Origin of the sequence: Tenacibaculum halocynthiae, from assembly GCF_964512825.1 — a bacterium.
Classification (GTDB): Bacteria; Bacteroidota; Bacteroidia; order Flavobacteriales; family Flavobacteriaceae; genus Polaribacter; species Polaribacter halocynthiae.
In genome coordinates, this window is the sequence record NZ_CAZELG010000012.1 from 288,878 (window position 1) to 309,448 (window position 20,571).

Annotated in this window: 13 protein-coding genes; 10 read left to right on the top strand and 3 right to left on the bottom strand. The window is 28.8% G+C overall.

What is annotated here, in order from left to right; all coding sequences use genetic code 11:
- The first annotated feature begins 192 nt into the window (after positions 1-192).
- The 5 genes from ACKTTQ_RS04645 (at position 193) to ACKTTQ_RS04665 (ending at position 11,700) form a co-directional block, all read left to right on the top strand.
- The gene (locus ACKTTQ_RS04645) at positions 193-5,469 is read left to right on the top strand and encodes a GEVED domain-containing protein (protein ID WP_408048530.1); all 5,277 of its coding nucleotides are present in this window, start codon (positions 193-195) and stop codon (positions 5,467-5,469) included.
- A gap of 141 nt (positions 5,470-5,610) precedes the next feature.
- On the top strand, positions 5,611-8,358 hold the full coding sequence (locus tag ACKTTQ_RS04650) for a lamin tail domain-containing protein (protein ID WP_408048531.1): 2,748 nt from the start codon (positions 5,611-5,613) through the stop codon (positions 8,356-8,358).
- A gap of 123 nt (positions 8,359-8,481) precedes the next feature.
- A complete protein-coding gene (locus ACKTTQ_RS04655; RefSeq protein ID WP_408048532.1) occupies positions 8,482-9,342 on the top strand; it encodes an AraC family transcriptional regulator in 861 nt (286 codons plus the stop codon).
- A 28-nt stretch (positions 9,343-9,370) separates the two neighbouring features.
- Positions 9,371-11,053, top strand: coding sequence for an amidohydrolase (locus ACKTTQ_RS04660; RefSeq protein WP_199488192.1), 1,683 nt, complete (start codon positions 9,371-9,373; stop codon positions 11,051-11,053).
- Between the two features lie 110 nt (positions 11,054-11,163).
- Positions 11,164-11,700, top strand: coding sequence for a GNAT family N-acetyltransferase (locus ACKTTQ_RS04665; RefSeq protein WP_093869515.1), 537 nt, complete (start codon positions 11,164-11,166; stop codon positions 11,698-11,700).
- On the opposite strand, the gene dut is transcribed toward ACKTTQ_RS04665, so the two are convergent.
- Complete coding sequence (gene dut / locus ACKTTQ_RS04670; RefSeq protein ID WP_299132778.1) at positions 11,697-12,128, bottom strand: dUTP diphosphatase; 432 nt, start codon at positions 12,126-12,128, stop codon at positions 11,697-11,699. The two genes, ACKTTQ_RS04665 and dut, sit on opposite strands and share 4 nt — an antisense overlap.
- Positions 12,129-12,223: 95 nt before the next feature.
- Between dut and ACKTTQ_RS04675 the strand changes: the two genes are divergently transcribed.
- The 3 genes from ACKTTQ_RS04675 (at position 12,224) to ACKTTQ_RS04685 (ending at position 15,384) form a co-directional block, all read left to right on the top strand.
- Positions 12,224-13,219 (top strand): NAD(P)H-dependent glycerol-3-phosphate dehydrogenase, encoded by a 996-nt coding sequence (locus ACKTTQ_RS04675; RefSeq protein WP_093869513.1) that lies wholly within the window; start codon positions 12,224-12,226, stop codon positions 13,217-13,219.
- A 223-nt stretch (positions 13,220-13,442) separates the two neighbouring features.
- Positions 13,443-14,102, top strand: a complete 660-nt coding sequence (locus ACKTTQ_RS04680) for a hypothetical protein (protein ID WP_093869512.1) — start codon at positions 13,443-13,445, stop codon at positions 14,100-14,102.
- 10 nt (positions 14,103-14,112) lie between these two features.
- Positions 14,113-15,384 (top strand): MFS transporter, encoded by a 1,272-nt coding sequence (locus ACKTTQ_RS04685; protein WP_113786280.1) that lies wholly within the window; start codon positions 14,113-14,115, stop codon positions 15,382-15,384.
- Positions 15,385-15,386: 2 nt separating this feature from the next.
- On the opposite strand, the gene ACKTTQ_RS04690 is transcribed toward ACKTTQ_RS04685, so the two are convergent.
- Positions 15,387-15,920, bottom strand: coding sequence for an RNA methyltransferase (locus ACKTTQ_RS04690; RefSeq protein ID WP_299132771.1), 534 nt, complete (start codon positions 15,918-15,920; stop codon positions 15,387-15,389).
- Positions 15,921-16,034: 114 nt separating this feature from the next.
- On the opposite strand from ACKTTQ_RS04690, the gene mutS reads away from it, so the two are divergent.
- Positions 16,035-18,647, top strand: coding sequence for a DNA mismatch repair protein MutS (gene mutS, locus ACKTTQ_RS04695; protein ID WP_299132768.1), 2,613 nt, complete (start codon positions 16,035-16,037; stop codon positions 18,645-18,647).
- On the opposite strand, the gene ACKTTQ_RS04700 is transcribed toward mutS, so the two are convergent.
- Positions 18,648-19,097: a type II secretion system protein GspG gene (locus ACKTTQ_RS04700; protein WP_299132765.1), complete on the bottom strand. Its 450-nt coding sequence runs from the start codon at positions 19,095-19,097 to the stop codon at positions 18,648-18,650.
- A gap of 83 nt (positions 19,098-19,180) precedes the next feature.
- On the opposite strand from ACKTTQ_RS04700, the gene ACKTTQ_RS04705 reads away from it, so the two are divergent.
- Positions 19,181-20,518, top strand: a complete 1,338-nt coding sequence (locus ACKTTQ_RS04705) for an MATE family efflux transporter (RefSeq protein WP_299133466.1) — start codon at positions 19,181-19,183, stop codon at positions 20,516-20,518.
- The last annotated feature ends 53 nt before the right edge of the window (positions 20,519-20,571 follow it).

Genomic DNA, 20,571 nt, shown 5'->3' on the forward strand with positions numbered 1-20,571 from the left:
TTAAAAGTTCAAACTATTACTAATCAAAGCTGTAGAAGTTAATTCTATAGCTTTTTTTATGGTTTTTATGTTTTATTTAATAGTAATGTTAATTTATTACCATATTATAATATTATATTAACTATTAATGTTGTTTAGGTGTTTTTAATGTTAAATTGCTGAAAATTTAATATTTAATTAACTCTTCTAAACATGAAACAACTAACTAGAACTATCCTATTATTAATTGGATTACTATCATTTTCAACCTATTCTCAAGAAAGTGATGATATACCAACTCGGTGTGATACACCATCACGACAAAACTATTTTTTGCAAAATGATAAAGCAAGAATAGAAGCAGAAAAACATGAACATTTAACTAAAAAATTTATAAAAAAAAGAAAAGAAGAATTTAAAAAAGGAACAGCAAATAGAGCTTCTAAATATGTTATACCTATTGTATTTCATGTTTTTGGTACTGATTTCGTTGGTAAAAAGGTTGATGATGCTTTAGTTAAAGATGCCTTAAAAAAAACTAATGAAGATTTTAATGGGCTTAACAATGATTTTCATGATGTATCTGATAGATTTAAAAACCTCAGGTCAACCTTAGATGTTGAATTTCGTTTAGCTGAAGTAGATCCTAACGGAAATCCAACAACAGGTATAAATTATTATACAAATAGAGCCGGATTTGGAGCAGATAACATTTATGATGAAGAAATTGCCAAGTTTGCTTGGGATAATTATAAATATTTTAATGTTTATATTTTATTAGACTTAAAAAAGGATGGCAAACTTAATAGATCTGGAGTAGCATGGTACCCAAATAAAGATCAATCAGATAGAAATGTAGCAAGAGCAGTTTTTAATGGGAGATATTTAGGAACTAATAGTAATGAAAACTTTAGAAGAATATTAACTCATGAATTTGGTCACTATTTAAATTTAGCACACACTTTTGAAGGTGGGTGTTCAGGTACAGGAGATAATGTTAATGATACTCCAGCAACTACAGTTAGCTTAGATTGTATAGTTACACAAGAAAAATGCTCAGGAGCAGGAATTCCAAATTCTGAAAATTTTATGGATTATTCTGATTGTTATAGAATGTTTACAAGAGGTCAAATACAGCGTATGCAAGCTGCTTTAGATTTCTCTTCAAGAAAACCTTTATGGCAAACAAGCAATCATGCTGAAGTATTTTCACAAAATACAAATGAACCAAGATTGTATTATAATTACACTACATTTACTGAAAGTTTTGAAAATGATGGAACCATTGGTGGAGGAAGAGATGTAAAAATTACATTAGTAAATGGCCCAAAATTTTCAAATGTAGGAACATTACCTAGTAATAGTTATACAGTTGAAAACTTACCTTCTGGTTTAAATGTACAAGTGGTAAGTAATAGTACTACAGAAGCTGTAGTTCGTTTAACTGGGAAAGCTGTAAGCCATATAAAAGATAATAACATAAGAAACTTAAAGTTAACATTTAATAATGCTGCTTTTATTGGTTTTAATGCTGTAAATATTAAAGGATATAGCCGACCAGATTTACGTATAGAGTATAATAATGCTTATGAAAGTACATATTTAACTTTTGATGAATTAAGACAAGTAGCTATAGACGGAAATAACTTTGTAGGTTTTGGAATAACCCCAGGTCAACAACGTCCTAGGTATGAGCTTTCTGTAGATGATAATAAATTAATGATCGGATTTGATGCAGGAACTAAACATGTGGCGGTTAATGTTAACAAACAAGTTTTATTAATTGAGGAAGGTACTACAATTGGGCCTAATTTAAACTGGGATCATGATGACAGAGATAGACTTTTATTAGATAATACTTATCAAGTATGGAAAGGTAAAAGAGGTTTTGTAGGTATGAGAATTGAAAGAGAATCTTTTCCTGGAAAATATTTTTATGGATGGGCAAGAGTTGAGGTATCTTCAGATGGAAAAATAGCACGATTTATTGATTATTATTCGCATAAAAACCCAGAAGCAACTGTTAAAGCAGGTATAGGAGATAAACCATCTATTGCATTATCTAAGCCAGTTTTTTTTGAAGACGAAGTTAATAACGGAACTTTTTCAGAAGAAATAGATATTATTCTAGAAGGTAGTGCAAATTTTACTTCTCAAAATTTAGCTAATGGTATACATTTTACAATTACTAATTTACCACCGGGATTATCAGCTAGTATTCAAAAAGTAACTAGTAAATTAGGGAAGTTAAAAATACAAGGTACTGCAAGTAGTCATGTTGTAGGTGATGGAACATTAGCAAAAATTCAATTTAATGAATCAGCATTTACTATTGCTCCAAGCAATAAAACGAATTTTGACTTACAAATTAGATTTTTTGATCCTTATGATATTACATACATAAGTACAGAAAATTTAACTCCTTGGATTAATAGTAGTAACACCAATAGATGGATCTATATAGATACAGATTTTGATTTTGGTGATAATTCTAGGTATTCTATAACTCATTATACTGATAATTCTAACAATGGAGAATATGTAGTATTAAATGCTAGAGGAAAAGGATTTACAATGGATGCTACTACCCTACATCCTATTTCTCTTAATGTTGGAACGCAAGTAAACGCATCAAGTAGTTTTGTTTCTACTGGTTATGGGGTTAATAATGCCCCAAGACTATCAGGAACTGGTGTTCCTCATAATGGAAAAATTACTTATACAGGATTACGTTTTAGAGACCGAGCAGGAAGATTACACTATGGATGGATGAAATTTGAATCTAGACCAAACGGATTTGAAGCTAGGTTACTTGCTATAGCTTATAACAAAAGACCAAATGAAGCAATTACGGTAGGTCAAATACCTAATGATTATTGTTATGCAGCTGCAAATATTAATGAGAAATATGATGATTATTCTAGTGCAATAGGAACTTTTAATTTTGAACAGTTTTCTCAAAAATCAGATTTTCCTCAAAACTATACTGACTTTACAAGTAAAACGATAAAAGTACGTCCTGGTGCTAATAATTTTTCTATAAAAGATGATGGAATAAAAACATCAGGAACAAATATTCTTGGTATTTGGATTGATTTAAATGGAGATAAAGATTTTGAAGATAATGGAGAACAAATTCATATGTCAAACCCTTATCCAGCAGGAAGTGATTATGGAGGAGAAGTAACATTACCAAATGTAAACGGAACTTATACATTACGTATTACAATGAAAAATGAAACAGAATCAGATAATCCTAAACCATCTCCTTGTGATTTCTTTTTACATGGTGAAGTAGAAGATTATACTATTAATATTTCAAATTCAAATCCAATATATCCAGTAGCTAAATTTGAAATGCCTGAGAGTATTTCTGCCAAAGAGTTATTGGTAGTAACAGATGCTTCTACTAGAGAACCAGATTCATGGAATTGGGAATTTGAAGGAGGAGTTCCAGCTACGTTTAATGGTAAAACTCCACCTAGTATTTATTATGAAAATGTAGGTACTTTTAAAGTGAAATTAACAGTTAAAAAAGGAAGTGTTTCACAAAGTATTGAAAAATCATTAAAGGTTAATCCACATCCAACAGAGTATTGTCAAGTTTCAAGAAGAGGAACTTATCCACGAAGAAATGATGTAACAAAAGTTGTGTTTGGTGATATTAACAATGTAACACAAAAAGGTGGAACTGGATATGGTGATTTCACTAGTTTATCTACAAGTTTAATACAAGGACAAACATACCCTATTGAGTTAACAACATATCAACAAATTACAAATGCAACTAGTGAAGCAGGAACTAATTTAGTTGTTTGGATTGACTGGAACAGAAACAATGAATTTTCTGATAATGAAATAGCTTATGAAAGAAGAGCAGTAGCTTCAGATACTCCAGATATGGTATTAAATGGAAATATAACTGTTCCTAAAATTTATTCAAATGGAACATCTTTAATGAGAGTAATTCGTTATTATTCATACGACAATAATGATAGGCCAAGATGTGGTGAAATAGTTGAAGCTGATATAGAAGATTATACAGTTAATCTTACAGGAACAACAGTTCAAGCTCCAGTAGCTAATTTTGAAGCAAATTCAACTACAATTACAGAAGGAACAACAGTTGTTTTTACTGATAGTTCTACAAACAGTCCTACAGGATGGTCATGGTCGTTTGATGGAGGTACTCCAACTACATCAATAGAACAAAACCCTTCAATTACTTATAATTCAGAAGGTACATTTAAAGTAACGTTAACAGCTAGTAATTTAGGTGGTGATAATACAATGACAAAAGAAGGGTATATTACAGTAAATAAAGGCTCAAGTATTACCTATTGTGAATCAGCAGGAACACGAGTACAATACGAATGGATTTCAGGAGTAAAAGTAGGTAGTTTTATAAATAACTCAGACGCTCAAAAGTATTCAGATTTTACATCAAAAACCATAACATTACCAGGAGGTTCATCAAATGAAATAACGTTAACACCAGGGCATTCAGGATCTGCTTATAAAGAGTATTTTAAGGTTTGGATAGATTATAATCAAGATGGAACTTTTGGAACAGATGAGGTAGCTTTTGATGCAGGGTCAGCATCAGCAACAGCAGTAACTGGAACAATAGAAGTACCAGCAAGCGCAAAATCTGGAAATACAAGAATGCGAGTATCGATGAAATATAATGCTGCTCCAAATCCATGTGGTAGTGTTGGAGATGGAGAAGTAGAAGATTATACTGTAAATATTTCAGGGTCAACAAATCCAAATCCTATTACGTATTGTGAATCCGCAGGAACACGAGTACAGTATGAATGGATTTCAGGAGTAAAAGTAGGTAGTTTTATAAATAACTCAGATGCTCAAAAATATTCAGATTTTACATCTAAAACAATATCATTAGGAACTGGGTCTTCAACAGAAATAACGTTAACACCAGGGCATTCAGGAACTGCTTATAAAGAGTATTTTAAAGTATGGATAGATTATAATCAAGATGGAACTTTTGGAACAGATGAAGTAGCTTTTGATGCAGGATCTGGATCAACGACTGCAGTAACTGGAACAATAGAAGTACCTGCAAGTGCAAAATCTGGAAAAACAAGAATGCGAGTATCAATGAAATATAATACTGCTCCAAATTCATGTGGTAGTGTTGGAGATGGTGAAGTAGAAGATTATACTGTAAGTATTAATTCTAATGCTCAGTCAAGACTCAATACTTCTGATATACAGTTAGATGAAACTACAATATATCCAAACCCTGTTAGTCGTGAATTAATAATTACTTTAAGTAATAAAACTGTAATTAAAAATTCAAATATTAAAATTCAAATATTAGATATTACAGGTAAAAATATTACAGAAAAAAGAAATATTAATAGTCAAAAAATCAGACTTAATATAGAAAATTTAGAAAACGGAACTTATATTTTACAAATTATAAATAGAAATAAAAAAGAACATAAAATATTTATTAAAAAATAAAATAAGTTTAAACATTATAAAAACTGCTAAAAATTATTTTTAGCAGTTTTTTTGTTTTTAGCATAGGGTAAAATTTTAGTTAGACGTATTGTAATTAATGAATCACTTAATAGTGGTATATCATTATAAAAACCTAACTATATGAAACAATATTATTTTTTAGTATTATTATTAACTACTACTTTAGTAACTGCACAAGAAATAGTTATTAATGAAATTCAAGCAAAAAATTTAAGTACTTATAAAAATCCAAAAACAGGAGAATACTCTGATTGGATTGAATTAAAAAATACAACAAGTTCATCAATTGACCTTAGTGGTTATTTTTTAACTGATGACAAAGAGAACTTAAAAAAGTGGACTATTCCTTCAGGAACAAAAATATTAGCTAATGGTTTTTTATTAATAATAGCAGATAATACAAATTCTGGTTTAAGTACCAATTTTAAGTTATCAACTACAGGAGAAGAAATTATACTTTCTAAAAAAGATGGCTCAGAAATACATAAAATAGAATACCCTTTAATTCAAAATGATGTTTCTTATGGTCGTTTAGTTGATGGTTCTTATTCTTTTATGAATAAACCAACGCCAAGTTCAGAAAACACAGATAGTTCTGCATTTACTTTATTAGATTCTGATATTAAAATAAACATACCTACAGGTTTATATAGCGCTAATCAAACTATAGAAATAACAAAAAAAGGAGAAGGGAAATTGTATTATACATTGAATGGAACAAAACCATCATTGAGTTCAATATTATATTCTGGACCAATAACTATTGATAAAAACACAGTGTTAAAAACAATAGTAATTAAATCATTAACAGAGTATAGTAGTATTGAAAACCGATCTTATATTATTGGAGCTACTCATAATTTACCTGTAGTTTTATTAACGTCAGATAATTCTTATTTGAATTCAAATAAGAAAGAAGTAATTGATGGAAGAGTTCAATTTAATTTTATAGAGAAAGATGGTACAGTTGCTATTAATCAGTATGCAAATTTTAGAGAGTCAGGAAGAACATCAAGAAATCAACCTCAATTAAATGGTAAAGTAGAAGCTGATGGAGTATACGGAGATGATGATTTTGATTATAAAATGTACCCAAATAAAAAAACAGATGAATTTGAGAGTTTTTTACTAAGAAATGCAAGTCAAGATTGGTCAGAAACACATATGAGAGATGCTTTTATAGCTAGGTTATTAGGTCAAAATAATTTAGCAGATTTTCCTTTTGAAGGATATCGCCCTGCAGTTTTATATGTAAATGCAAAATATCAAGGTATTATTAATGTAAGAGAAGATGATGATAATGATTATGTGAAACATAATTATGATTTAAAGAAAGGAGAATTTAAAAAAAATGGTAGAGATTGGATTCCATATACTTTTACAACAGATAGAGAAAAATTTGATAAAATATTGAATTTTAATGATCATGTAAATGCTCAATTTTTAATTAGTTATGCTGAGTTAAATGAATATGGATTTGGAAGTTGGAAAGATTTATCAGGTAAAACAGCTCATGAAAACCACTATTTTATGCATGATTATGATGCTACTTTTGGTTTACTTGGAGAAGATCATGTTCCTTTAACTGGATCGATGCCGGTATCATCAATTATACCTTCTGAAATGAAAGCACATGAGGCTTATAAAACAGAAGCTATACAATTTATTAGCGCTACTATAAATCATATTTATAATAAAGACCGAGCAATTACTATTTTAAATAAAATGGAAGAAGAACTGGAAAGTGAAATTCCAGCACATGCAATTATAAATTCTAAATTAGCTGTTGATCAAGGTTATAATAAATATAATAAACCTCCTTTTGCAAATTTAACTGAATGGAAAAATAATGTTGAAGCGCTTAGAAAAGATATAAAAGGAAGATTTGATTCTACTATTTTTAATAGAATAAAAAATGAATATTCACTAGAAGATCCAATACTAGTAACTTATGAGAGTTCAGATATAACAAAAGGAATTATAAGAGTTCATAATGTGAAATCTGTTAAAGAAACATTTACAGGAACATATTTTAAAAATATACCTATTCATTTTTCTGCTGAAGCTTTACCAGGATATAAATTTGTTCGATGGGAAGGAGATTTTACAAGTACAGATTTAAATATTTCTCCAGTTTTTTCAACAAATTCTAGAATTAAAGCAGTTTTTGAACCAGTAACATCATCACCAACTAATTTAGTTATAAACGAGGTTCAGGGAAAAAATGACACAACTATTGCTGATGAAAAAGGAGAATTTGACGATTGGATTGAAATTTATAATCCAAATGATAAACCAGTAAATTTAGCAGGTTATTATGTATCTGATAATCCATCAGAACCATTAAAGTGGAAAATTCCAAATACTAATGTTAGTAAAACAACTATTAAAGCAAAAGGTTTTTTGTTACTATGGGCTGATAAAGATGTAGATCAAGGAGAAAACCATTTAGGTTTTAAATTAAAAGGTACAGATCAAGTAATATTAACAGCGCCTGATGCAACTAAAAAAATTCAAGAAATTTCTTTTACAGCTATTGATACAGATTTTTCTTACGGAGCAAAAGTAGATGCAAGTACTGAGTACGTTGTTTTTACTAAACCAACCCCAGGAGTCTCTAATAATTCTGTATTAAGTACAGAAGATTTTGAAGGAATTACTTCTAAAATAGAAATATACCCAAATCCAACAATTGATGTAATTACGATCAAAGGAATATCTGAAAAATTGAATTGGAAATTATACGATATTACAGGAAAAAAAATAAGAAAAGGAATAAAAAAAGTAATACAATTAAATGATTTAGAAAAAGGATTATATGTTTTAATTATAAATGATAAAACATCATTAAAAGTCTTAAAAAAGTAAGCTATAATTTATTGTTTATACTAATTTAAAAAAGTGATTGATATTTCAATCGCTTTTTTTGTATTTTAAAGGTTGTCAATTTAAGACAAAAATAAAACAGTAATCCTAGTATACATTTGCATTGTGGAAACAAAAGAATTCTATAAAAACCGGTTGCAACAAGTTGTTTCTTATTTACGATCTAAATACAATGAGAAAATATCTATTCAAGAACTTGAAGAGTTTTCGAGTTTTTCATATAGGAATCTTCAGCGTGTATTTAAAGCATACTATAATGAAACTATAGGAGCTTATGTTACAAGAATAAAGGTGGAAAACGGAGCAAAGATGTTAGTATATTCTTTAAAAGAAATTAAGTTAATAGCTGAAGAAATAGGATATTCAGATGTACAAACATTTAGTAAATCGTTTAAAAAACACTTTGGAATTTCACCAGCAAAGTATAGAAATAAAAAAGAAGAATTATTTCAAAAGAAGAACAAAAATAACATAAAAACCATGCCTTTTTTTGAAGAAAGAATTACTGTTTTACCTGCTCAAAAAGTAGTATATACTACTTTTAAAGGCGATTATTATAGTACGAAATTAGATAGAGCTTGGGAAAAGTTTTTAGAAGAAGCTTCTAAACTTAAAATAGATGTTAATACAGCAGAATTTTTTGGAATTATATGGGATGAACCTATAATATCTGAAATAATTAATTATGATTATGATGCTTGTATTGTAATTGATTCTATTGAAACACCTCCAAAAAAGTTTAAGGTGAAAACTATTCCTGAGCAATGTTATGCAGTATTCAAACATATAGGAACGTATCAAAGTATTTCTAAAACGTATGATAAAATTTTCACTAGATGGTTATTTACAACAGATCTTGAAGTTTCAGAAAAACCTTTTATTGAAAAGTATACGAAACATGAAGGAAATACAAATAATGAGAGTGAATTTGAAACAGAAATTTATATACCTTTAAAAAAAGGCTGATTTATAATTAGCCTACAACATGAAACAAATGAAAATTATAATTATATTATTTAGCTTTTTATTTACTTCTAAGTCATGTACTAAAAAAGAAGAGATAAAAATGAACACTCAACAAGTATCAATTCAAAAGCTATATTTTAATGCTAAAATATATACAGTTAATGATGCAAAACCTTGGGCTGAAGCAATGCTTATTGAAAAAAACAAAATAGTTTTTATAGGAACAAATAAAGAAGCAGCATTAAAAGCTGATAAGAATGTTGAAAAAATAGACTTAAAAGGAAAATTAGTATTGCCTGGCTTTCATGATGTTCATATGCATCCTATGGAAGTAGGGTCTACAACAACTTCTTTTGTGTTAAATGAAAATGAAACAAATGCAGAAAATTATATTTCAGAAATAAAAAAAGCATCAAAAAAAAATCCAAACGTTAAATGGTTAATAGGATTTGGACACTCAATTAATACATTATTAGATGCAAAAAGAAACCCATTAACTATTATAAATGAAGCTATTTCTGATAGACCTGTAATTATAATGGAACAAACCTCTCACTCTATGTGGTTAAATTCAAAAGCATTAGAACTAGCAGGAATTACTAATATTAGCCCTAGCCCTCAAGGAGGAATTATAATGAAAGATAATGGGAAGTTAAATGGTATTTTAATTGATAATGCAGGAGATGTAGTTTTTCAACAAGCCATAAAGGCAGTTAATAACCCTAATGGAGAATATGATGGAATGGTTTCTTATGTACTTCCTGAATTAGCAAAAAATGGTATTACTTCGGTTTCTGATGCAAGAACATATTGGAAAAGAAAGCAACATAAAACTTGGGAAAATTTAGCTACTGATGGTAAACTAACAGCTCGATTTAATTTAGGTTTATGGGCATATCCAACAGAAAAAGATAAAGATCAAATTGCTTCATTAAAAGCATTATTTTCTAATGATGAAAACAGTTTATTAAAAATTAACCAAATCAAATTGTATTCAGATGGTATTACTCATAATACAACCGCTGCATTACATTCGAATTATAAAGAAGATTTCTTTGGTTTATCAACTAATAATGGGTTGAATTATTTTACAGAAGAAAGAATTGGAAAATATATTCAAGAATTAGAATCAGTAGGATTTGATTTTCACATTCATGCAATAGGTAATAGAGGTGTTCATGAAGCACTCAATGCAATTGAAAAGAAAGGTACTACTATTGGAAGGCATAGATTAACTCATGTAGAAATGGTTGATATTTCTGATTTAAGTAGGTTTAAAAGATTAAATGTAACAGCTGATGCTCAGGTTACTGGAGATTTTACTCAGCCTCAATACTGGCATGAAAACAATCATTTATTAGGAAGTACATTAGCCAATAATCAAGTACCTATAAAATTATTAAAAGAAGCTGGAGCAAGATTAACTTTGAGCAGTGATTGGAATGTAAGCACATTAAATCCATTTGTTGGAATTCAGAATGCAGTTACAAGAGTACCACAAAATATATCATTAAAAGAAGCAATAAAAGCATATACAATTAATGGAGCTTATGTAATGCGTCAAGAAGATAAAGTTGGGTCTTTAAAAGTAGGGAAACTAGCAGATTTTGTTGTTTTAGACAAAAACATTTTCACAATATCTTCAAATCAAATTAAAACAACTAAAGTTATTATGACAGTATTTAATGGGAAAGAAATTTATAAAAAGTAGTTTTCGAATAGTTTTTTGTTATAAAAATTAAATAAAAAAATGATTTAGTATAAATCTAAACCAATAAATAATTATACTATAATTATAAGTAAATTCGTATTAAAAAACGAATGATTCATATATCAGAAGACATACAATTAAAAGAGATTTTGAATTCAGATTCTGAATCTCTTTTTAATTTAATGAAGGAAATTTACCCAGCAGCTTATAGTCATTTTTGGAAAGATGGGGGAGAATGGTATGTGCAGAGTCAATATTCTGAAAAGAACATTTTAAAAGAACTATTACAAGAAAACACAGATTATTATTTTGTAATTTACAAAGGAGAAATTATAGGTAATTTTAGAATTATTTGGAATAGTGAATTAGAAGGTTTAGAAAATAAGAAGTCTGTAAAACTTCATAGGGTTTATCTACATTCAAAAACACAAGGAAAAGGAGTTGGTAAAAGTTTATTAAATTGGTTAGAAGAAGAAGCAATAAAAAAACAATATGAATTAATATGGTTAGATGCTATGGATGAGCAACCGCAAGCTTTTGAGTTCTACAAAAAAAAGGGATACCAATATCATTCACATTGTTTTTTAGATTTTGACTTATTACATGATGAGGTTAGAAAAATGAGTCAGGTGTATAAATTAATTTAAACACCAGTGCTTCCAAAACCACCAGCACCACGTTCAGTTTCGTCAAGAACAGTTACTTCTTGCCAGTTAATACGTTCATGTTTTGCTATTACCAATTGAGCAATACGTTCACCATCATTTATAACAAAATTTTCATTAGAAAGATTTACTAAAATAACTCCAATTTCTCCTCTATAATCTGCATCAACAGTTCCAGGAGCATTTAAAACAGTAATTCCTTTTTTTGCAGCCAATCCACTTCTTGGTCTAACTTGAGCTTCAAAACCAACAGGTAAAGCAATAAATAAACCAGTTTTTACGATTACTCTTTCTAAAGGCTTTAATGTTATTGCTTCTTCAATATTAGCACGTAGGTCCATCCCTGCAGAACCTTCTGTTTCATATGCTGGAATTTGGTGTTTTGATTTGTTAATAATTTGTACGTTCATCTGCTTTTATTTTTTCAAGTTCAAATATAATAACCTTAAGTTTTAGATAGTAGTTTCTATATTTATTAATTTCGCATTATTAAACAAACTACTTTATGAAAGACACTAAAAGGATAGCCGTTTTAGGAGGCGGAAGTTGGGCAACAGCTATTATAAAAATGCTTTCTGAAAATTTAGAAACCATAGGTTGGTATATGCGAAGTGTATATGCAATTGAACATATTAAACGTAATAAGCATAACCCTAGTTATTTAAGTTCAGCAGAGTTACATCCAGAACAATTAGATTTATCAGATGATATGAACGTTATAGTTGATAATTATGATATTTTAATTTTTGCTATTCCTTCAGCTTTTTTAAAAACAGAATTAGATAAACTAACAACATCTTTAGAAAATAAAGTTATTTTTTCTGCCATTAAAGGAATCGTTCCCGAATCTGGCCTTATAGTTGGTGAACATTTTCATGAAAAACATGCTATTCCGTTTGAAAATATAGGAGTTATAACTGGGCCTTGCCATGCAGAAGAAGTTGCTATGGAGCGTTTATCATACTTAACATTAGCTTGTCAAGACCAAGAGAAAGCTAAAGATTTAAGCAATTTTATTGCAGGACGTTACATAAAAATTAAAATTTCAGATGATATTATTGGTACCGAATATGCGGCAATGCTTAAAAATATTTATGCTATTGCAGCTGGAATAGCTCACGGATTAGGATATGGAGATAATTTCCAATCAGTATTAATGAGCAATGCTATACGTGAAATGAAACGTTTTATTAAGAAAGTACATAAAATGAAACGTAATATTAATAACTCTGCTTACTTAGGAGATTTATTAGTTACAGGATATTCTGTATTTAGTAGAAATAGAATGTTTGGAAATATGATAGGTAAAGGATATACTGTTAAATCAGCAATGTTAGAAATGAGTATGGTTGCTGAAGGATATTATGCAGCTAAAAGTGCATATAACATTAAGAAAGATAATGGGGCTAAAACACCTATAATTGATGCAGTTTATAATGTTTTATATGACAAGAAAGAAGCGAAAGATGAGTTTAAAAAGTTAACAAATAGATTAGATTAGTTGTTTGCATTTGTACAAATAACCTCTTCTTATAAATAAGAAGTCTCATCAATCGCTTCTATAATTGAGTTGTGTGTGGTTTTGTATAGAAATACAATAGCGACAAATTTAGGCTAAAAATCTGATTTACAAATTTTTTTATAAAAAATCTTACTTTAAGATAAAAAGTATATTTTTACACTTTAAATAATTTTTATTACTTTTAGTTTAAAATTTAACAAAAATGAAAACAATTCAAGAAGCTGTTGAAATTACTATCAGAAAAACTCCCTTTATAGAAGAGGCTTTAAATGAAAAGTTAATTAACGTATCATCACTAGCTAGAGAAATATTACCTGATGTTTCTAAGTTACTTAAAAAAGAAATAAAAGTAGGTGCTGTAATGATGGCTATTAATAGGTTATCTCCAGTAAACGAATTACGTATTAGAAAAAATATTAAAAAACTAGCATTAGATTTAGGAGATGTTATAGTTCGTTCTGATTTGTGTGATTTTACTTTTAAAAATACTACTTCTTTACTAAAAGAAATAGCAAAGATTTTAAGTAAATCTGCTGATAGTAATGATTACTTTTTAACCGTTTCTCAAGGAATTTTTGAAACTAATATTGTTACTAGTAAAAATTTACAACCTTTTGTTGAAGATATCTTTAAAAGCGAAATATTAATTAACAGTGTTAATGATTTAGCTTCAATAACAATTAAACTTCCAAAAGAAAATTTAGAACAATCAGGTGTTTATTATTTTATATTAAAGCAATTTGCTTGGGCTAATATAGCTGTGCAAGAGGTAATATCAACTACCCACGAAATGACCGTTGTAGTTAAAGAAGAAGATGTTAATGAAACTTTTGCCATTTTAATGGACTTAAAATTGAATTAGAATAGAAAGAATGTCAAAGAAAGACCCCTATGCTTCGTTAAGAATTAAAGAGTTTAATATTTTTCTTTTAGTACGATTTGCATTAGTTTTTGCATGGTCCATGCAATTTATTATTATAGAATGGCAGGTTTATTCATTAACTAAAGATCCTTGGAGCTTAGGTTTAATAGGTGCTTTTGAGTTTTTACCAGCTTTTTCTATGGCTTTGTTTGCTGGACATATTGTTGATCAAAAAGAGAAGCGAAATTTATTAGCATTGTGTATAGGCTTGTTTTCTTTAATTAGTTTAGGGTTATACTTTTTAACAGACCCTAATTTTGTAGAAGGATGGAGTTCTAACACCGTTTTATATTCTATATACGCATTAGTTTTTTTTGGTGGTTTTTTACGTTCATTTTTTGGACCAACTATTTTTTCATTAATAGCTTTAATAGTTCCTAAAAAATTATACCCTAATGCAGCTACTTGGAGTAGTACAACATGGCAAATAGCAAGTGTTTTAGGACCAGCTTTTGCAGGGTACTCTATTCACCTTTTAGGTGTAAACCTTTCATTATGTATTGTATTCGGATTGGTGTTATTTTCTTTTTTTATGGTGTTTTTTATTAAAAGAAAACCTATTATGAATCCTAAAAAGGGAGAACCTATAAGAAAAAGTTTAGGAGAAGGAATTTCTTTTGTTTTTAAAACAAAAGCTATTTTAGGTGCAATTACGTTAGATATGATTTCTGTTCTTTTTGGTGGAGCAATTGCTTTATTACCAATATTTGCACAAGATATTTTAGAAGTAGGTGCTAAAGGTTTTGGCGCTTTACGAGCAGCTCCAGCAATAGGAGCGTTCTTAACCATGTTAATTACTGCTTATATACCCATTAGTAAAAATGCTGGTATGAAGTTATTAAGTGCAATATTTGGTTTCGGACTTTGTATTATTGTTTTCGGATTATCAACGTCATTTTATATTTCTCTAGTAGCTTTATTTTTTAGTGGAGTTACTGACGGAATATCTATGGTTATTAGACAAACCATTTTACAGTTAAAAACACCTGATCATATGAGAGGAAGAGTATCTTCAGTAAATTCTATGTTTGTTGGATCATCAAATGAATTAGGAGCTTTAGAAAGTGGTTTAACGGCTAAATTAATGGGGACTGTAACTGCAGTTGTTTTTGGAGGAACAATGACATTAATTACCGTAGTGTCTACAGGTATTCTAAATCCAACACTTCGTAAGTTAGACCTAACAAAAGATTTAGAAGAGCATGAAAAAGATGAAAGTTAAAATTACTTTTTTCTAGTCTTAGTAAATAAATCCCATAAAACTACACCGCAACTAACAGATATATTTAAAGAGTGTTTGGTTCCTAGTTGAGGTATTTCAATACAGGTATCAGAAATAGAAACTACTTCTTGTTGTACTCCTTTAACTTCATTTCCAAATACAACAGCATATTTTTGGTTGTCTTCAGGAGTAAAAGTATCTAACATTGTACTATTTTCTGCTTGTTCAATACTTAAAACCTTTATGTTTTCATTTTTTAAACGCTTAACTAACTCTATGGTGTCTTCTATATGTTCCCAAGCTACCGATTCAGTAGCACCTAAAGCGGTTTTGTGAATTTCTTTGTTAGGAGGTGTAGCTGTAATACCACACAAATAAATTTTTTCAATTAAAAAAGCATCAGAAGTTCTAAAAACTGAGCCTACATTGTTTAAGCTTCTAATATTATCTAAAACTACTAGAATTGGTGTTTTTGAAGTTTGTTTAAACTCTTCAACACTAATTCTACCTAATTCGTTGTTTTTAAGTTTTCTCATTGCTGTTCATATTAATTAAAAATTCTAGGTTTTTAGTATAAAACAGACTACTAAAAACCAACAACTAGTCACTTTTTTTTATCTTCGCAAAACTAACTGAAAAAATCCATAAACTTGGCAAAAGCAAAGGCAAAAAAGGTAACACCATTAATGCAACAGTATAATGGAATTAAATCTAAATATCCAGATGCAATGTTGTTATTTAGAGTGGGAGATTTTTATGAAACCTTTGGTGAAGATGCGGTAAAAGCATCTGAAGTTTTAGGCATTATATTAACTAAAAGAGGAGCCGGAAGCGAAAGTGAAACAGCCTTGGCTGGTTTTCCTCATCATTCATTAAATACATACTTACCTAAATTAGTAAAATCAGGTTTACGTGTTGCTATTTGTGATCAGTTAGAAGATCCAAAAATGACAAAAAAGATTGTAAAACGAGGTGTTACTGAATTAGTAACTCCTGGTGTTGCTTTAAATGATGATATTTTACAATCAAAATCGAATAATTTTTTAGCATCTGTTCATTTTGGAAAAAAACTAATAGGAGTTTCTTTTTTAGATGTTTCTACTGGTGAGTTTTTAATAGCGCAAGGAAATGAAGAATATGTTGACAAACTATTGCAAAATTTTGAACCAAGTGAAGTACTTGTTCAAAAACAGTATAAACAACGTTTTTTAGAATTATTTACAAATAGATTTCATACTTTTTATATAGAAGATTGGGTGTTTCAAAAAGATTATGGTTTTGAAACGTTAACTAATCATTTTAAAGTAAATAATTTGAAAGGTTTTGGTGTTGATGAATTGGAATATGGTATTGTAGCTGGAGGAGCAGCTATGTATTATCTTTCAGAAACACAACATAATAAATTAGAACATATTCAATCTATAAGCAGAATTGCAGAAGATAATTATGTTTGGATGGATCGATTTACTATTAGAAATTTAGAATTACACGGTGGTAACTCAGTAAACTCTGTTTCGTTATTAAATATTATTGATAAAACGATTTCTCCTATGGGAGGAAGGCTATTAAAGCGTTGGTTAGCTCTTCCTTTAAAAGAATTAGATGCTATTAATCAACGTCATGAATTAGTAAAGTTTTTAATTGATACAGATGAGTTTTTAGAGACTGTTACTTACCAGTTAAAACAAATTTCAGATATAGAGCGTTTAATATCTAAAGTAGCTACAGGAAAAGTATCACCAAGAGAGGTTATTTTACTTAAAAACTCTTTAAAAGCAATAATTCCTATAAAAACAGCTGCTGAAAATAGTAAAAACGGATCGGTAAAATTAATAGGAAAACAGTTAAATGATTGTAAAGAGCTTATTGATAAAATATCAATAACTGTTTTTGAAGAAGCTCCAGTAAATATTAATAAAGGAAACGCTATAGCCAATGGAGTTTCTGAAGAATTAGACGAGTTACGTAACATATCAAATTCGGGTAAAGAGTATTTAGATGAAATGCTTGCACGTGAAACGGAACGAACTGGAATTACGAGTTTAAAAATAGCTTTTAATAATGTTTTTGGCTATTATATTGAAGTTAGAAATACACATAAGGATAAAGTTCCAGAAGAGTGGATTCGTAAACAAACGTTAGTAAATGCTGAACGTTATATTACTGAAGAACTTAAAGAGTATGAAGCTAAAATATTAGGAGCTGAAGAAAAAATACAATCATTAGAAACAGAAATTTTTGGAAAACTTGTTAATTATATCATTGGTTTTGTTCAACCAGTGCAACATAATGCACAATTAATAGCTCAAATTGATTGTTTGTTATCATTTGCAACACTTGCAATTGATAATAATTATGTTCGTCCTATTGTTGATAAAAGTACAGATATTGAAATTAAAAATGGAAGGCACCCAGTTATTGAAAAGCAACTTCCAATAGGAGAAGAATATATTGCTAATGATGTTGTATTAAATAGAAATCAACAACAGGTAATTATGATTACAGGACCAAACATGTCTGGTAAATCAGCTATATTACGTCAAACTGCTTTGATTGTTTTACTTGCTCAAATGGGAAGTTATGTACCTGCCCAAAATGCACGTATAGGTTTGGTCGATAAAATATTTACTAGAGTAGGTGCTAGTGATAATATATCAATGGGAGAATCTACTTTTATGGTAGAAATGAATGAAACAGCTTCTATTTTGAATAATATTTCTGAAAGAAGTTTAGTATTGTTAGATGAAATTGGTAGAGGAACTTCTACCTATGATGGTATTTCAATTGCTTGGGCAATTGCTGAATATTTGCATGAACACCCCTCTAAAGCAAAAACATTATTTGCTACGCACTACCACGAACTTAATGAAATGACTACAACTTTTGATAGAATTAAAAACTTTAATGTATCTGTAAAAGAATTAAAAGATAGCATTATTTTTTTAAGAAAATTAGTATCTGGAGGTAGTAACCATAGTTTTGGAATTCATGTAGCAAAACTAGCAGGAATGCCTGGAACAGTTATTCGAAGAGCAAATAAAATTCTAAAACAGTTAGAAGAAAATCATGCACATAAAGAGGTAAAAGATACTTTGAAAGATATTAACAATGAAGAAATGCAATTAAGCTTTTTTCAGTTAGACGATCCTTTATTAGAAGATTTACGTGAAGAAATAGTAACTACAAATATTGATACATTAACTCCTATTGAAGCATTAATGAAGTTAAATGAAATTAAACGAATGTTAATAAAGAAAAAGTAGCTATTTAATATCATCTTCAGTTCCAAAAACACCATCTTTACCAGAAGAACTTAATACATATTTATTTCTATTTATAAATTCATATTGAAAGTTATTATTCCAATAGTCTTTTGTTAAGTTAGCCCTTAAAGGATTGTTTCTAATAACCATTTCTAGTTTTTCAGGATAGGTACCTAGAATAGATTTTTCATTATCTAATAACTCTTTAAGTTCCTTTATTTTTTGAGTAGTTATTGAGGTTCCTTTTGATGAAGGTATTAACATAAAAAAAGTTATAAAAACAATCATAACTCCTACTATTATAAAGACTCTTTCATAGGGTGAAATCATTCTTTTCTTAGGAAAACTATTCTCTTTTTCATACGCACGTTGCTTTTTTCTTTTTTTTCTAAAGAAAAACTCTTGAATATCTAAAATAATTTCAGAGATGCATTCTATCAAGTCTATCATAAAATACTATTCATTTATCAAAAATAAGTATAATCAAAACTACAAAATGAAGAATGAATATTCCTACTTTTGATTATTATATCATGAATCAAGAAATTACATTTAAACGAATAAATAAATTAGCAATACCTGCATTAATTGCTGGAGTTGCTGAACCGTTATTGTCTACAACTGATTTAGCTATTGTTGGTAATATTCAACAAAATGCTACTGAAAGTATTGCAGCAATAGGAATTGTTGGGGCATTTTTATCTATGTTAATTTGGGTTTTTGGTCAAACACGAAGTGGCATATCATCAATAATTTCCCAATATCTTGGTGCTAACAAACTAAATGAAGTTAAAGAGTTACCAGCACAAGCAATTGTATTAGTGGTAAGTATTAGTTTTCTTATTTTGGCAATAAGCTATCCTTTTACCAAGGAAATATTTCAATTTTACAATGCCTCAGGAACTATTTTAGAATATTCAACAACCTATTATAAAATTAGAGTTTTTGGTTTTCCTTTTACATTATTAGTTATTGCCATATTTGGCATTTTTAGGGGATTACAAAATACGTATTACCCTATGCTTATTGCTATAGTTGGTACTATTGTTAATGTTGTTTTAGATATTGTATTAGTGTACGGTATAGAAAATTATATACCTGCCATGAATATTGAAGGAGCAGCTTATGCAAGTGTTTTTGCTCAAATAACAATGGCATTAATGGCTATATACTTATTGTTAAAAAAAACAAGTATTTCATTAAAATTCACGCTACCTTTTAATAAAGAAATCCGTCGATTTATAGTTATGGTAGCAAACTTATTTGTACGTACAATAGCTTTAAATGTAGCATTGTATTTTGCTACTTCTTATGCTACAGATTATGGAAAAGAATATATAGCAGCGTATACTATTGGTCTCAATATTTGGTTAATGGGAGCTTTTATGATCGATGGATACTCGAGTGCTGGGAATATTTTATCTGGAAAATTAGTAGGAGCTAAAGCATACAAAACATTAATTTTATTAGGAAGAAAATTAATTATTTATGGTCTAATTTTTGGAGGGGGATTAGCGTTAATAGGTTTTGTTTTTTATCATTTTATAGGAAGAATATTTACACAAGAAATAGTTGTTTTAAAACAATTTTATAATACTTTTTGGATTATTTTAGCAATGCAACCTATTTGTGCAGTTGCTTTTATTTATGATGGTATGTTTAAAGGCTTAGGAGAAACTAAGTATTTACGAAATATACTATTACTTTCTACATTATTAGTTTTTATACCAGTATTGTTAATTTTTGATGCTATGAACTATAAGCTATATGCTATTTGGATAGCATTTTATGGATGGATTATAGCACGTAGTATTCCATTAATTTTTGTGTTTAGAAAAAAGTTTTTCTTGTTATCAAGAAAAGAAAATTAAGCTCTTATAAATAGAATTTAAGAATAAAAAATAGTTGATTTAGAATTATGTTT